Annotated in this window: 11 protein-coding genes; 1 reads left to right on the plus strand and 10 read right to left on the minus strand. The window is 43.5% G+C overall.

The annotated features are described in order from the left end of the window. Window positions 1-16: 16 nt before the first annotated feature. Together ACQKNS_RS05020 and ACQKNS_RS05025 are read right to left on the minus strand one after the other, a co-directional pair. Complete coding sequence (locus ACQKNS_RS05020) at window positions 17-892, minus strand: YicC/YloC family endoribonuclease (protein ID WP_427641466.1); 876 nt, start codon at window positions 890-892, stop codon at window positions 17-19. A gap of 155 nt (window positions 893-1,047) precedes the next feature. Continuing rightward, the gene (locus tag ACQKNS_RS05025) at window positions 1,048-3,726 is read right to left on the minus strand and encodes a calcium-translocating P-type ATPase, SERCA-type (RefSeq protein WP_427642136.1); all 2,679 of its coding nucleotides are present in this window, start codon (window positions 3,724-3,726) and stop codon (window positions 1,048-1,050) included. Window positions 3,727-4,122: 396 nt separating this feature from the next. On the opposite strand from ACQKNS_RS05025, the gene ACQKNS_RS05030 reads away from it, so the two are divergent. Further along, a complete protein-coding gene (locus tag ACQKNS_RS05030; RefSeq protein WP_427641467.1) occupies window positions 4,123-5,844 on the plus strand; it encodes an Rqc2 family fibronectin-binding protein in 1,722 nt (573 codons plus the stop codon). 53 nt (window positions 5,845-5,897) lie between these two features. Here ACQKNS_RS05030 and pyrE read toward each other — a convergent pair whose 3' ends face one another. The 8 genes from pyrE to ACQKNS_RS05070 are packed head-to-tail and all read right to left on the minus strand — an operon-like array spanning window position 5,898 to window position 15,401. Then, on the minus strand, window positions 5,898-6,533 hold the full coding sequence (gene pyrE, locus ACQKNS_RS05035) for an orotate phosphoribosyltransferase (protein WP_427641468.1): 636 nt from the start codon (window positions 6,531-6,533) through the stop codon (window positions 5,898-5,900). Then, the gene (pyrF, locus tag ACQKNS_RS05040; RefSeq protein ID WP_427641469.1) at window positions 6,527-7,243 is read right to left on the minus strand and encodes an orotidine-5'-phosphate decarboxylase; all 717 of its coding nucleotides are present in this window, start codon (window positions 7,241-7,243) and stop codon (window positions 6,527-6,529) included. Before pyrF ends, pyrE begins: the two co-directional genes overlap by 7 nt. Beyond that, on the minus strand, window positions 7,215-8,156 hold the full coding sequence (locus ACQKNS_RS05045; RefSeq protein WP_427641470.1) for a dihydroorotate dehydrogenase: 942 nt from the start codon (window positions 8,154-8,156) through the stop codon (window positions 7,215-7,217). The genes pyrF and ACQKNS_RS05045 overlap by 29 nt, the downstream gene beginning before the upstream one ends. Further along, complete coding sequence (locus tag ACQKNS_RS05050) at window positions 8,153-8,932, minus strand: dihydroorotate dehydrogenase electron transfer subunit (protein WP_427641471.1); 780 nt, start codon at window positions 8,930-8,932, stop codon at window positions 8,153-8,155. The genes ACQKNS_RS05045 and ACQKNS_RS05050 overlap by 4 nt, the downstream gene beginning before the upstream one ends. After that, on the minus strand, window positions 8,929-12,135 hold the full coding sequence (gene carB, locus ACQKNS_RS05055) for a carbamoyl-phosphate synthase large subunit (protein WP_427641472.1): 3,207 nt from the start codon (window positions 12,133-12,135) through the stop codon (window positions 8,929-8,931). Before carB ends, ACQKNS_RS05050 begins: the two co-directional genes overlap by 4 nt. After that, window positions 12,114-13,220, minus strand: coding sequence for a carbamoyl phosphate synthase small subunit (locus ACQKNS_RS05060; RefSeq protein WP_427641473.1), 1,107 nt, complete (start codon window positions 13,218-13,220; stop codon window positions 12,114-12,116). The genes carB and ACQKNS_RS05060 overlap by 22 nt, the downstream gene beginning before the upstream one ends. After that, window positions 13,217-14,503 (minus strand): dihydroorotase, encoded by a 1,287-nt coding sequence (locus ACQKNS_RS05065; RefSeq protein WP_427641474.1) that lies wholly within the window; start codon window positions 14,501-14,503, stop codon window positions 13,217-13,219. The genes ACQKNS_RS05060 and ACQKNS_RS05065 overlap by 4 nt, the downstream gene beginning before the upstream one ends. Continuing rightward, a complete protein-coding gene (locus tag ACQKNS_RS05070) occupies window positions 14,466-15,401 on the minus strand; it encodes an aspartate carbamoyltransferase catalytic subunit (protein ID WP_427641475.1) in 936 nt (311 codons plus the stop codon). Before ACQKNS_RS05070 ends, ACQKNS_RS05065 begins: the two co-directional genes overlap by 38 nt. Window positions 15,402-15,408: the final 7 nt, after the last annotated feature.

Consider the following 15,408-nt stretch of genomic DNA (forward strand, 5'->3'; position numbering starts at 1 on the left):
GTTCATCATAAACCGACTACTCGATATTTTGAACTTGTTCCTTTAATTTTTCAAGAAGACTTTTCATTTCCACCACTTCTTTGGTAATGGACGAATCATTCGCCTTTGATCCAATGGTATTGACTTCCCTATTCATTTCCTGGACAAGGAAGTCAAGTTTCCTTCCAATTGGTTCACTATGGGTAAGCGTCCTTGAAAATTGCTGTACATGGCTATCGAGTCTGGTCAGTTCTTCATTTATATCACATTTATCAGCAAAAATGGCCGCTTCTGTAACAATGCGGCTATCTTCAATCAATCCTTCAGTCAACTCGGCCAGTTTGATTTCCAATCGCGCTTTATATTTCTCGACGACTGAAGGTGCATGGATCTTGACCCCCGCTACAATTTCGCTAAATTTCTCCAGCTGGCGTTTCATGTCCAAGGCCAGTTCCTGACCTTCCAGATTCCGCATTTTTATCAGATTTTCCAATGCCCCAGTGACGGCTTTCAATAGTAGGGATTCCAAATCGGCAGGAACCGCAGGTACTTCTTCCGTTATGAAAATCGATTCAAGTTTCAGCATATCCTGTAATGTGATGGAACTTTCCAGGTTGTATTTTCCCTTGACTTCATCCATCAATCCCGCATACTGATCAGCAAGATTCCAATCGATCTTCACTTTTTTGGAAACAAGGCTCTCACCTTCCACTGTGATGAAGATTTCCACCCGTCCCCTTCTTATGTATTGATTCGCCTTCTTCTTCACCTTTTCTTCCAAAACCAAAAGCTGGCGCGGCATCCGAATCGTATATTCACAAAAACGATGGTTAACGGTCTTAATTTCGGCAAAAACCTTTACCTGTTCGTTTTCCGCTTCTTCTCTTCCATAGCCCGTCATACTGGTAACCATGGTTCCACATCCTATCAAACATAATGTAGTAATTTGGCCTTTAACTTTCATTATATATTAGCTACAGCACGAAAACTTTAGCTCACAAATAAAATACTACAAAAATAAAAAGGCAATAGAGCATGACTCTACCACCTTAAAGATTATATCATATATCATTGTGCTTTTCTTGCTAAAAAGGTTCCAGCCAGTAAAAAAGTTGGAATGGATGCCATCCCTATAACTAATAGCCAATCCCTTCCCGAAATCGGTACTGTATGAAAGATTGTTTGTAAAGGCTGAACATACATGACGGCTATCATCAATAATAGGGAGGATAGTACCGCCCCCACTAGATAAAGATTACCGAATGGATTTCTCGAGAAGATCGAACGTTCGCTTCGGCAATCGAATACATGTATTAGCTGAGCCAGGACCAAGGTAGCGAACGCAATCGTTTGTGCATAAGCAAGATTATCCGGATTTGCACGGTATACCACATAAAATGCGATCAAGGTAGAAATCCCGATCAGAAAACCACGAGAGATGATCTTCCAACCAAGTCCTCTTCCAAAAACACCTTCATTTGCATTTCTTGGATTTCTTTTCATTACATCTTCTTCTGCGGAATCCAGTCCCAATGCCATCGCAGGCAGTCCGTCGGTAACAAGATTCACGAATAAGATCTGGATTGGTATTAAAGGCAACGGCAAGGCACATAGCATCGCAAAAAACATGACCAAAATCTCCCCTACATTGGAAGCAAGCAGGTAACGGATGAACTTCCTGATGTTTTCGTAAATATTCCTGCCTTCATTGATGGCCGATTTAATTGTGGCAAAATTGTCGTCAACCAATATCAACGAAGAAGCTTCCTTTGCGACATCAGTACCCGTGTTACCCATGGATATCCCAATATCCGCTGATTTTATCGCGGGGGCATCATTGACACCATCCCCTGTCATTGCAACAACATGTCCTTTATTTTGCAAGGCTTTAACGATTTTAAGCTTATGTTCCGGGGAAACGCGGGCAAATACCGAAACACTTTCAACAACTTCCTCAAGCTCCCCTACTTCCATGTCGGCCAATTGCCGTCCTTCCAGTACACGGTCTTTTCCTTTTAAAATACCAAGTTCTTTAGCTATTGCCTTTGCGGTTATTACATGGTCGCCAGTAATCATGACCGTTTTGATCCCGGCATCCCTGCATTCCTTAACTGCCTGCTTTACTTCCGGACGTGGGGGATCGATCATGCCCTGCAATCCCATGAAGGTCAAATTGCGCTCAGCTTCGGTTTCATGAAGCAAAATCGTTCCTTTGGGAAGGGGTTTATAACCAACAGCAATCATTCGAAGTGCCTGCGAGGCAAGACCATTCATGTCCTGTTGCACCCTTTCTTTACTCTTCTGATTCAATATTTCCGACTTTCCTTCCCAAAGAATCGTGTCGGACTGGGCAATCAATACGTCAGGGGCCCCTTTCACGATGACGAAATGATTATCTTTATCATCCTTCACTATGACACTCATCATTTTGCGGCTCGAGTCAAATGGAAACTCCTTGACTATCGTAAACCTCTTAGACAAGTGTTCCCTCGTCAAGCCCGCTTTCATTGCCGCGACCAACATCGCCCCTTCTGTCGGGTCACCGTCCAAAATATATCGTTTACCATCCTCATTTAACTCGGCTTTATTACAGAGCATGCCAAATGTAATTATTTGAAGCAAGGCATTATGGTTTTTCGGGGCGACTGAAACTCCCTCTAAAGAAAACTCTCCGACAGGATTATACCCAGTACCACCGACATCCCAAGTTTTCCCCCCACTCCAGATCTTCGTCACCGTCATTTTGTTTTGTGTCAGTGTACCTGTCTTATCTGAGCAAATCACCGTTGCGCAGCCAAGTGTTTCTACGGCAGGAAGCTTACGGACAATCGCTTTTTGTTTAATCATACGCTGAACGCCCAATGACAATGCTACGGTCACAATGGCTGGCAAGCCCTCGGGAATCGCCGCAACAGCCAAAGATACCCCGGCCAAGAACATCGTATAGAGGTCATGTCCTTGAATGACGCCAGTCAGGACTACAATGACAGTTAATATTAAAGCCGTGATGATCAAAATTTTGCCTAGCTGCTCCAACCGCCGTTGAAGCGGTGTTTCCTTTGTTTCTGCAGTCTGCAGGAGATCCGCAATTTTGCCCATAGCCGTATTCATTCCTGTAGCGATTACGATTCCGGCTCCATTTCCTCTTGTTACCATCGTTCCCATAAACGCCATATTTTCCTGATCACCGATACCTTCAACCTCATTCATCATGGGGTCAGAACATTTAACGGCCGGGAGTGACTCACCGGTAAGGGCGGACTCTTCTATTTCAAGGCTTGAATGATCGATGATCCGTAAATCTGCACCAATCCGGTCACCACTCGAAAATTTCAGGATATCCCCTACTACGACTTCTCGCGATGGGATTTTCAGCCACTGACCATCCCGAAGTACGTTAACTTGCGGCGCAGCCATTTCCTTAAGAGCATCCAAGGATTTCTCAGCTTTCCGTTCTTGGAAAAACCCAAGTAATCCATTCAAAAAAACAATCGCCATGATGGCAATCGCATCGATATATTCACCCAAAATCCCGGAGACCAAGGTCGCGGCAAGTAAAACAATGACCATGAAATCTTTGAATTGAGCGAAAAATAAAAGAATGGCTGACTGTTTTTCTCCTTCCTTCAATTCGTTAAAGCCATGCTTTCGCAGCCTGTCCTTTACTTCATCATCTTCCAAACCGTGTGTAACGTTTGTTTGAAGCGCTTTCTCCATTTCTTGATTATTCATTTCCTTGAACTCCATCAAGTATCACACATCCCTTTGAATAGAATGAAATAGGCTCCTGTATACATCTCAACAGGCGCTTTTTGCTTTACTCATCCAACACCTGCCTGCTTACCGATACATAAAACAACCTGCTCTTCTTCCATGATTATTCAGACTCGTCCAAAATAATGCTATAATTAAACAGAATTGCGAAAAGAAGAACGATCCGGATAATTTAATGAATGAAGGACCTCTAATCATGATGAATGGACAAATTTGCAATTAATATCTGGAATCATAAAAAGCAGCCATTCAAATTACCTGAAATAAACCCCCGGCTTTTCACCCAGTTCGCTAAAAAATTGGGGTTAGCTAAAATGGGCAGCCAAAATGAGTTCTTAGAAAATCTTATGTAAAGGAAGTAAAAATAGAATGTCATTTGATGGATTATTCACGAAAGCGATGACGGAAGAAATCGCTTCTTTATTAAAAGGTGGACGAATCAATAAGGTACATCAGCCTTATAAAAATGAAGTAATACTGGTTGTTCGTGCTGGAGGTAAGAACCATAAGCTCTTATTATCAGCCCACCCAAGTTATTCGAGGGTGCAAATGACCGAAGAGAGTTATGAAAATCCCAAAGAGGCACCCATGTTCTGTATGCTCCTTAGGAAGCACCTTGAAGGCTATACGATAGAAAATATTTATCAATATGGACTTGATAGGATGATCATTTTTGAAGTGAAGGGCCGCAATGAGCTTGGTGATGTCTCTCAAAAACAGTTAATCATCGAAATCATGGGACGTCACAGCAACATTGTTTTAGTCGATAAAGAACGGAATATGATTTTGGACAGCATCAAGCATGTTTCACATGCCGTTAACAGTTATCGTGCGGTATTGCCCGGCCAGGAATATTTGGCACCGCCAGCACAAGAAAAGAAAAATCCCTTCGAGGCTACAGAGGACGACATAAAGAAGAATATTGACTTCAATGCAGGAAAGCTGGATCGACAGTTTGTTGCCCATTTTTCTGGAGTTTCACCATTAGTTGCAAAGGAAGCCGTTTACCGGGCTGGACTTGCCAACAGCACGACCCTTCCATCAGCTTTTTTAAAGATCATCCAAGAAATCTCGGAGCAAAACTATACAGCGATGATCAAACAAGATGGAAATAAAGAAGTTTTTTATATGCTTTCTCTAGATCATCTGACCGGGAATCAACGTACGTTCCCTTCATTGAGCGAGATGCTCGACCGCTATTACTTCGGAAAGGCAGAAAGAGATCGGGTCAAGCAAAAAAGCCAGGATGTAGAACGTTTCATTACTAATGAAATAGAAAAGAACTCAAAAAAGATAGGGAAGCTCGAACGTACATTAAAAGATACGGAACGCGGAGAGCAGTATCAGTTGTTCGGTGAGCTGCTTACCGCTAATTTATATCAAATGAAAAAAGGCATGAAGGAAATAGAAGTCGTCAATTATTATGATGAAGAACAAAGTATGGTGACCATCCCGCTTGACCCATTAAAAAACCCATCAGATAATGCACAAAAGTACTTCTCCAGATATCAAAAGTCCAAAAATGCAGTCGGAGTCGTCCAAGAGCAAATCGAAAAAACAAAAATGGAATTGTCCTACTTCGAAGCCTTGCAACAGCAGCTCCAATCAGCTTCACCCAGAGATATAGAGGAGATTCGCGAAGAACTGCAAGAAGAAGGATACATTAGGCAAAAAAAGAAAAAAGGCATGAAGAAGCCTGCAAATGCAAAACCGCAGCTTGAAACATATTATGCTACAGATGGAGATCTCATTTTTGTCGGGAAGAATAATAAACAAAATGATTATCTAACGAATAAATTTGCACGCCGTGATGAAATATGGCTTCATACCAAAGATATACCTGGCTCGCATGTTGTGATTCGAAATGGATCGCCAAGTGAAAAAACGATAAAAGAGGCAGCCATATTAGCAGCTTTCTTCAGTAAAGCACAGCAATCGAGCTCAGTTCCCGTTGACTTCACACAAGTTCGCCATGTTAAGAAACCGAATGGTTCCAAACCCGGGTTCGTGATCTACGACCAGCAGCAAACCGTATATATTACACCTGATGCCGATACTGTCATACGCTTAAAGGAAGCGGTAAAGGATTGAAAGGTTAAAAAATAGAGGTGGCCCAATCCTTTAAGATTGGGCCACCTCTATTTTCATGCAGAAATCCAAGCCGTATCAGCCGGATTCTCACGCCATTTTTTTAGCTTTTCCAATTCTTCTGCTGTAATGTACCCTTTTTCATTAGCGACTTTTATCAAAGTCGAGTAGTCACTCAATGAATGGTTAATAATACCCTCAGCTTCGAATTTTTCTTTTCCTTTTTCCAATTCGTAAGTGAAGATAGAAACGACTCCTAGAACATCACATCCAGCTTCTTTCAGCGCGTTAACAGCAGTAATCACACTTCCGCCTGTTGAAATCAAGTCTTCCACAACCACCACTTTTTGTCCTGGAACAGCACGGCCTTCGATTTGATTGCCCTTTCCGTGCTCCTTGGCTTTGGATCGAACATAGCACATCGGTGCATTTAATTTTTCACTCACCCAAGCTGCATGCGGAATGCCGGCAGTTGCTGTTCCTGCAATCAGTTCAGCCTCAGGGAAATTCTGTTCAATCAATCCTTTCAATCCTTCCGCTATTTCATTGCGAACCGCCGGGTATGAAAGCGTCAAGCGGTTGTCACAATAAATGGGTGATTGAATTCCAGATGCCCAAGTAAATGGGTCATTCGGCTGTAGGTACACTGCTTTTATTTCCAATAGATGTTCAGCTATCTTATTATTTAACATGATATTCCCTCCCAAGCTGCTTTCATATCCAAATACGCCCTTAATGGATCTGCTGTCCCCGTTATGGCTCTCCCTACAACGATGGCATCCGCTCCAAAATCCCTAGCCTGTTCAGGCGTGGCAATTCTCTTTTGATCATGCGCCTGTCCACCTGCACTTCGGATTCCAGGTGTTACGGTTAAGAATTCATGACCGATGCGTTCATGTATGTTCTTTACTTCATGGGTGGAACAGACGACGCCATCCAATCCTGCCTGTCTAGTAAGTTTTGCATAATGGAGGACCGAATCTTCCAGGGATCCGGCAATGTTTTGCTCAACGTTCATTTGTTCTTGTGATGTACTCGTCAGTTGGGTAACCCCTATGCATAATGGACGTTTTTTACCGGCGGACGTTCCCTTATCCAAACCTTCCAGGGCTGCTTCCATCATCTTTTGTCCACCAGCCGCATGTACATTGACCATGTCAGCCCCTAAAGTTGCCAATCCAGTCATGGCCATTTTGACCGTATTCGGAATATCATGAAGCTTCAAATCCAAAAACACATCGTGACCTTGCTCTTTTATAAAGGAAATTATTGACGGTCCATTCTGATAAAATAATTCCATCCCCACTTTTACAGCCAGTTTTTCCGAATGGAACTGTTTTAGGAATTCTTCTGTTTGAATGAGGTCAGGGAAATCAAGAGCGATAATTAGTGACTGTTTCATTCTGCTTCCAGCTCCTTCCGGTACATTCTGAAATATGGTCAAATCCTAGCTCATCCAACAATGTCGGTAATTCTTCAATGATGGTCGGGCATACAAAGGGATCCACGAAGTTAGCTGTTCCCACCGCAACAGCACTTGCACCCGCATAGAAAAATTCAATGACGTCTTCCGCTGTAGCGATGCCGCCCATTCCGATGATCGGAATAGACACTTGCTGGCTTACCTCATAAATCATCCGGAGCGCAACAGGTTTTATTGCCGGGCCAGATAACCCACCCGTTCTGTTAGAAAGAATCGGTCTGCCAGTTTTTAAATCCAATCGCATGCCGACTAATGTATTTATCATTGTCAAACCGTCAGCCCCGCCTTCTTCCACGGCTTTGGCCATTTCCACAATATTACTGACATTCGGTGAAAGCTTCACATATACAGGGACGGAAGACACTTCCTTGACCGCCTTTGTCACCTCTTTGGCAACTTCAGGCACCGTACCGAAAGCAATGCCACCTTCTTTTACATTCGGACAAGAGATATTCAATTCAAGTGCTTTTACATTCCCCACCTTACTTATATCACTGGCTACCTTTACATAGTCATCTATTTGCGATCCTGCAACGTTGGCGATGATGGGAACATCATACCCGCCTAGCCAGGCCAATTCTTCACTGATGACCTTTTCTAACCCTGGATTCTGCAGACCGATGGCATTCAGCATTCCCGAAGAGGTTTCCGCAACACGGGGAGTCGGGTTACCGAACCTAGGCTCAGGAGTGGTCGCTTTGATCATGATCGCCCCAAGGATATCCAAGTCGAAAAATTGGCTGTATTCACGGCCGAATCCAAAGCATCCAGATGCCGGCATGACTGGATTTTTCAAATTTAATCCTGGTAATTCAACTGAAAGCCTGCTCATAATACCACCTCTCCTGCCCGGAATACGGGTCCATCACTGCATACCTTTTTATAACTGAAACCAGTTGGATCATCCCCTGTATGACACACGCAGGCAAAGCATGCACCGATACCGCATCCCATCCTTTCCTCAAGGGACAGGTAAAGCTTTTTCTCACGATGGCCCGCTTCCAACGCTCTTAACATTGGTGTAGGTCCGCATGAAAAGATCGTTGCAAACTCTTGCTCCAGTTTGTCTATTACAGTCGTAACAAATCCTTTTGTCCCATATGAACCATCCACCGTGGCAATATAAGTATCACCTAATTCACTGAATTCTTTTTCGTAAAAGATGGCTGACTTGGTCTGGAAACCCAATACATGGATTACCTTGACACCTTTCGCAACCAACATCCGTGATAATTGATACAGGGGCGGGACCCCAATCCCGCCACCAACCAATAATGCCGTTTCACCCTTTTTGGCCTCATGAACGGGAAATCCGTTGCCAAGGGGTCCAAGGATATCAACCGATTCCGCCTCTTTACGCTGTGATAACAGCGTCGTTCCCTTACCTTCAGCACGGTAAATCATCGTGAACTGCTTTTCACTGTTGTTGTAAGAAGAAATTGAAATCGGGCGTCTTAACAATGGCTCAGTGCCATCTGTTGTCTTGACTTGGACAAACTGACCTGGCTGGTTCATCTCTGAAACCAATTCACCTTGCAGTGTAAGTTCAAAAATGGATGGGGCCAGTTCCTTATGATTTAACACCTTCATTCTTTCCTTCTTGATCATATATAGCTCACCTCACGACTTTTTTCCGTTTTCCCCATTGCTTCTGCCGAGAAAGTCATGGATTCTATCACTCTTAAAATAGCTTCTGCCGTATCGAGTGATGTCAGGCATGTCACTCCATTTTCAACCGATTCACGTCGGATTCTGAAACCATCCCGGGCTGGCTGCTTACCTTTTGTCAACGTATTTATGACAAATTGTGCTTCCCCGTTCCGGATAACATCCAGCAGATTTGTCCCTTCTTCGCCAATTTTACCGACGATCGCAGTCGGGATGCCGGATTGCTTCAATAATGCAGCAGTGCCGCTGGTGGCTATCAGCTTGAAACCGATATTATGGAAACGTCTTGCTAAAAGTAGCGCTTCTTGCTTATCTTTATCAGATATCGTCAATAACACCGAACCATGCCCCTTAATTTTGAACCCGGAAGCGACCAGTCCTTTGTATAAAGCCTTTTCAAGAGTGCTATCTTTCCCCATTACCTCACCAGTCGATTTCATTTCAGGTCCGAGTGAAATGTCCACGCCTCTTAATTTTGCAAAAGAGAAGACCGGCACTTTCACATAGACCCCAGTTTGTTCTGGCACTAACCCCGATTTGTAACCTTGGCTTTCAAGTGTATGGCCCAAGATGACCTTCGTGGCTAAGTTAGCCATCGGCACGTTCGTAATTTTACTTAAGAATGGAACGGTTCGGCTTGAACGTGGGTTTACTTCAATCACATACACTTCTTCATTGCTGATGACATATTGAATGTTCAAGAGACCAATTATATTCAAGCCTTTTGCCAAACGGGTCGTATAATCGATGATTACTTCTTTTTGTTTTTCCGTTAAATTTTGAGGCGGATAGACTGCAATCGAATCACCTGAATGGACGCCGGCACGTTCAATATGCTCCATGATTCCAGGGATAACGACCGTTTCGCCATCGGAAATTCCATCGACTTCGATTTCCTTACCCGTTAAGTAGCGGTCAATCAGGACAGGATGATCCGGATTTATTTTTACGGCATTTTTCATGTAATGCAGCAATTCTTCTTGTTTATAGACGATTTCCATCGCTCTTCCTCCGAGAACATACGATGGCCTCACTAAAACCGGATAACCAATATCTTCAGCGATGACGATCGCTTCATCAACCGATGTTGCGGTTTTACCTTTTGGCTGCGGAATGCCTAAATCCTTAAGTGCTCTTTCAAATTTATTGCGATTTTCTGCCCTATCCAGGTCTTCAAGTGAAGTACCAAGGATCTTCACTCCTCTTTCAACAAGACCATCTGCAAGGTTGATTGCTGTCTGTCCACCAAACTGGACGATGACCCCTTCCGGTTTTTCCAAATCGATGACATGCATGACATCTTCAATAGTCAATGGCTCGAAATAAAGTTTGTCGGAGATACTGAAATCCGTCGAAACTGTTTCGGGATTGTTGTTGATGATGATCGCTTCATATCCCGCTTCTTTAATGGCCCATACCGAATGTACAGTCGCATAATCAAACTCTACTCCTTGACCGATCCTAATTGGACCTGATCCCAGAACAATGACACTTTTCTTGTCAGTAACGATGGATTCATTCTCATCTTCGTATGTCCCATAAAAGTACGGTGTTTCCGATTCAAATTCTGCAGCACATGTATCAACCATTTTGTATACAGGGACGATTCCTTGCTGTTTCCGGAAATCATAGACGTCAATTTCGGGAACTCCCCATATTTCTGCAATCGTTTTGTCAGAAAACCCTAATTCTTTTGCCTTTTGCAATACTTCACAATCAAAAGAATGTTCTTTAAGCTGTTTTTCAAAGTCGATTATCTTTTTCAACTTATGCAAGAAGAATAAATCGATCTGGCTCCATTCGTGTATGGTTTCAATCGTTATTCCCCTTCTTAACGCTTCACCGATATAGAATAACCGTTCATCTCCCGCTTTCCTGATCCGTTTCTCTATTTTTCCATCTTCAAACTCGTCATTCAAATTAAGATGGTAGATACCCGCTTCAAGGGAACGGACCGCTTTTAAGATTGATTCCTCGAATGTACGGCCGATTGCCATGACTTCTCCGGTCGCCTTCATTTGGGTTCCAAGCCTACGGTTTGCGCTTTCGAACTTATCGAAAGGCCAGCGCGGAATTTTCGTAACAACATAGTCCAGTGCCGGTTCAAAGCTGGCATAAGTTTTGCCAGTGACAGGGTTCATCATTTCATCAAGCGTCAAACCAACGGCTATCTTTGCTGCAAGCTTTGCAATCGGATATCCTGTTGCTTTTGAAGCAAGTGCCGACGAACGGCTTACCCTTGGGTTCACTTCAATGACATAATATTGATAGCTATTTGGATCTAGCGCCAGCTGAACATTACATCCACCTTCAATCTTCAAGGCACGGATTATCTTCAAAGATGTGTTTCGAAGCATTTGGTACTCTCTGTCACTTAATGTTTGGCTTGGTGCGGCAACAATTGAATCGCCTGTGTGGACACCGACAGGATCGAAGTTTTCCATATTACAAACGACTATCGCATTATCATTTGAATCTCGCATCACTTCATATTCGACTTCTTTGAAGCCGGCAATGCTCTTCTCAAGCAGACATTGGTGTACCGGGCTGCTTTTCAGGCCACCCTCAACAATCTCGATCAGTTGCTCTTCATTATCACAAATCCCACCGCCTGTTCCGCCAAGCGTGAAGGCAGGGCGAACAATGACTGGGTAGCCGACTCGTTCAACGAATGTATAAGCCTCTTCCAAGTTATGAATAATGTCGCTATCAGGTACTGGTTCCCCTAAATCGTTCATTAGCGTACGGAAAAGATCACGGTCTTCCGCTTGTTGGATAGCGGAAAGTTTGGTGCCAAGAATCTGTACATTGCATTCTTCCAGGATTCCAGCTTCGGCAAGCTCGACTGCCATGTTCAAGCCAGTCTGTCCGCCCAAAGTAGGTAACAGTGCATCCGGGCGCTCTTTACGAATGATTTTGCTGACAAATTCCAATGTGATCGGTTCGATATAAACCGCGTCAGCCATTTCACTGTCTGTCATGATTGTAGCAGGGTTAGAGTTAATAAGGATCACTCGATAGCCTTCTTCTTTTAAGGCTATACACGCTTGGGTTCCTGCATAATCGAACTCGGCGGCCTGTCCGATGACGATCGGACCGGAACCAATTACTAGGATGCTTTTTATATCAGTGCGTTTTGGCATGTTTTTTCCCCCTTGTTGGTTGCAGCTTCAATCATTTGTAAAAATTCATTGAATAAGTAGTTGGCATCTTCCGGCCCTGGTGATGCTTCCGGGTGATATTGTACGGTGAAAGCCGGATACTCTTTATGACGCAGACCTTCAATCGTACCGTCATTCAATGCTGTATGTGTCACGATAAGATTTGTATTTTCAATGGAAAGCTCTTCTACTGTATATCCATGATTTTGAGATGTGATCGATACTCTTCCGGTACGAAGGTCCCTAACCGGATGATTAGAACCTCGATGGCCGAATTTTAATTTTTCCGTATCCGCCCCATTTGCAAGTGCGAATAATTGATGTCCTAAACAGATTCCGAATAATGGCACTTGCGTTTGGATTGTACGAATCATTTCAAGCGTCTCATGAACACTTTTCGGATCTCCAGGGCCGTTTGAAAGCATCACGCCATCCGGATGATATTGCATCACTTCTTCGGCCGTGACGTTATAAGGCACAACCACGACATCACAGCCGCGCTTCGTCAACTCACGTAAAATCCCATGCTTCATGCCATAATCCACTAGAACTACACGCGGGCCTCTGCCTGGGCTGGAATATGGTGCTTTTGTTGAAACCTGTTTGACTTGATTGGAAGGAATCACCGTTGCTTTCAACTGGGAAACCACTTCATTTGCATCTTTATTGATATTGCAGAGTGCCCCTTTAAGTGCACCTGATTTCCTGATGATTCTTGTCAGCTTTCTTGTATCGATTCCGCTTATTCCAGGTATGTTCTTCATTTTCAGATATTCATCAAGTGATAATTGGTTCCGCCAGTTGGAAGGAAACTCTGCTGTTTCCTTAACGACGAATCCTGATATCGCTGGATTGATGGATTCGAAGTCATCCCGGTTAATCCCGTAGTTCCCGATTAATGGATACGTAAGTGTAACGATCTGACCGCAATAGGATGGATCAGATAGAATCTCCTGGTACCCCGTCATTCCTGTGTTAAAAACGACTTCCCCTATTTTTTCTACGTCCCCTCCGAATGCTTCCCCAAGGAATACTGTCCCGTCTTCTAAAATTAGCTGTCTTTTCATCCTTGAACACGTCCTTTTTCCCATGCTATTTTTCCTTCTGCAATCGTCATGACTGGCCAGCCATAACATTTCTTTTCATTAAAAGGTGTATTTTTCCCTTTTGAAGCAAACTCATCAGCATGAATTTCTTTTTCTGTTTCCAAATCGATGAGCACGATATCCGCAATGGCACCTTCCTTTAGCTCTCCATAAGGAAGGGAGAAACTTTCAGATGGTTTGATTGTCATGAAATCGATCAATTGCTTTAATGTAATGATGCCCTTTTTAACCAATTCGGTGTAAAGCAGCGGGAAGGCCGTTTCCAATCCGACTATTCCGAAAGGAGCCAGCTGCATTCCCTGCGCTTTTTCCTCTGCCGCATGCGGGGCATGGTCTGTTGCTATAAAATCGATGGTTCCGTCAAGCAGTCCTTCTATCAATGCATCCCGATCTTCACGGCCCCTTAATGGCGGGTTCATTTTATAATTCGTATCAAGTCCCGGTATATCATCTTCACACAATAATAAGTGATGCGGAGTAACTTCGGCTGTGACGCGGATACCGGCTCGTTTCGCATCCCTTACCGTCCTTACCGATTCCTTCGTGGAAATATGGCAAACGTGATAATGGCAATCCGCCGCTTCAGCAAGGAGGATATCCCGGGCAATATGTACAGCTTCACATACTGACGGAATTCCATTGATTCCCTGTTCTTTAGAGAATCTTCCTTCATGGACGGAGCCTTTATTGATTAAGCTATTGTCTTCGCAATGCGCAACTATGGCCATATCTTGAGCAGCCGCCCGTTTCATTGCTTCCAGCATCATTCCTGCTTCTTGAATTCCCACGCCATCGTCCGTAAAGGCGAAAGCACCCGTTTGTTTTAATGAAGAAAAGTCGGTCAACTCCTTGCCTGCTTCCCTAATCGTAATGGATGCATATGGGAGTACCCTTACATGAGCCGTTTCTTCAATTTTCCTGTTAAGCGCTTCAAGGTTCTCCACTGTATCGGGAACTGGCCTTGTATTAGGCATCGCCGCTACCGTAGTGAAACCGCCTCTTGCCGCTGCAAGCGTTCCACTTGCGATTGTTTCTTTATGTTCACCGCCCGGTTCGCGTAAATGGACATGCAGGTCAACGAATCCTGATGTAATAAGTAACCCTTCAGCGTCAACCACTTTACAATTTTCCGTTGCCAAGTTCTCGCCGATTTTTGTGATGACCTTGCCTTCCATTTCAATGTCCGCTTTTTTGAATGAGTTTTGATTATCTAGCAATACTCCATTTTTGATTACTGTTTTCATGAATGTTTCCCCCTTCGGATTGTTCAAGCACATTTTTTAATACGGCCATTCTAATGAACACGCCATTCTCCATTTGTTTAAAAATTCTTGAGCGGCTGCATTCGACTAAATCACTGTCTATTTCAACACCGCGGTTTATTGGAGCAGGATGCATGATGATCGCATCCGGTTTCATATTTTTTTCACGTTGTTTGGTCAGGCCAAAACTTTCCAGATAATCCCCATTTGCCTGATCATATTTTTCAATATGCCTTTCATGCTGTATTCTGAGCAGCATGACCACATCCGAGGTAGCTACCGCATGGTCGATGTCTTCATACCTTCCTAAACTGTTTGTTCTGTCAAACCATTCAGGCGGACCCGAAAATACGACATTTGCTCCTAAACGTGTTAATGCTTCTGCATTCGATTTCGCAACCCGGCTATGCCTTACATCACCGATTATCGCAATCTTCAGACCTTTGAAACTTTTAAACTCTTGTTTTATCGTCAATAAATCCAGTAATGATTGGGTTGGATGATTTCCGCAGCCATCCCCTGCATTGATTATTGGAATCCCGATCTTCTCATTTAATTCGTCAAAATAATTATCCTGTTCATGACGGATGATCAAGGCATTTACACCTATTGCTTCTAACGTTTTAACAGTGTCATATAAGGTTTCACCTTTTAACACGGATGATGTACCCGCATCAAAAGGAATGACCTCAAGTCCCAATTTTCTTTCAGCCATTTCAAAGCTTGACTTTGTACGTGTACTTGGTTCAAAGAAGAGATTGGCAACTGTGGTCTGCTGCTTTGGATTCCAGCTAGATCCGTTGGCAAAACACTCTGCCTCATGTAAAATCTTTTCAATATCAGTTAATGTCAATTCATTCATGGTCAATAATTTTTTCATCGATCCT

Origin of the sequence: Peribacillus sp. NPDC094092, from assembly GCF_050279365.1 — a bacterium.
In the GTDB taxonomy this organism is placed as follows: domain Bacteria; phylum Bacillota; class Bacilli; order Bacillales; family DSM-1321; genus Peribacillus.

What these genes read in the sequence shown, in the direction of transcription:
- ACQKNS_RS05025 (WP_427642136.1), bottom strand. Translation starts at nt 3,726, where the DNA reads ATGGAGTTCAAGGAAATGAATAATCAAGAAATGGAGAAAGCGCTTCAA.
- ACQKNS_RS05020 (WP_427641466.1), bottom strand. Translation starts at nt 892, where the DNA reads ATGGTTACCAGTATGACGGGCTATGGAAGAGAAGAAGCGGAAAACGAA.
- ACQKNS_RS05065 (WP_427641474.1), bottom strand. Translation starts at nt 14,503, where the DNA reads ATGAAAACAGTAATCAAAAATGGAGTATTGCTAGATAATCAAAACTCA.
- carB (WP_427641472.1), bottom strand. Translation starts at nt 12,135, where the DNA reads ATGCCAAAACGCACTGATATAAAAAGCATCCTAGTAATTGGTTCCGGT.
- ACQKNS_RS05070 (WP_427641475.1), bottom strand. Translation starts at nt 15,401, where the DNA reads ATGAAAAAATTATTGACCATGAATGAATTGACATTAACTGATATTGAA.
- ACQKNS_RS05030 (WP_427641467.1), top strand. Translation starts at nt 4,123, where the DNA reads ATGTCATTTGATGGATTATTCACGAAAGCGATGACGGAAGAAATCGCT.
- ACQKNS_RS05045 (WP_427641470.1), bottom strand. Translation starts at nt 8,156, where the DNA reads ATGAGCAGGCTTTCAGTTGAATTACCAGGATTAAATTTGAAAAATCCA.
- ACQKNS_RS05050 (WP_427641471.1), bottom strand. Translation starts at nt 8,932, where the DNA reads ATGATCAAGAAGGAAAGAATGAAGGTGTTAAATCATAAGGAACTGGCC.
- ACQKNS_RS05060 (WP_427641473.1), bottom strand. Translation starts at nt 13,220, where the DNA reads ATGAAAAGACAGCTAATTTTAGAAGACGGGACAGTATTCCTTGGGGAA.
- pyrE (WP_427641468.1), bottom strand. Translation starts at nt 6,533, where the DNA reads ATGTTAAATAATAAGATAGCTGAACATCTATTGGAAATAAAAGCAGTG.
- pyrF (WP_427641469.1), bottom strand. Translation starts at nt 7,243, where the DNA reads ATGAAACAGTCACTAATTATCGCTCTTGATTTCCCTGACCTCATTCAA.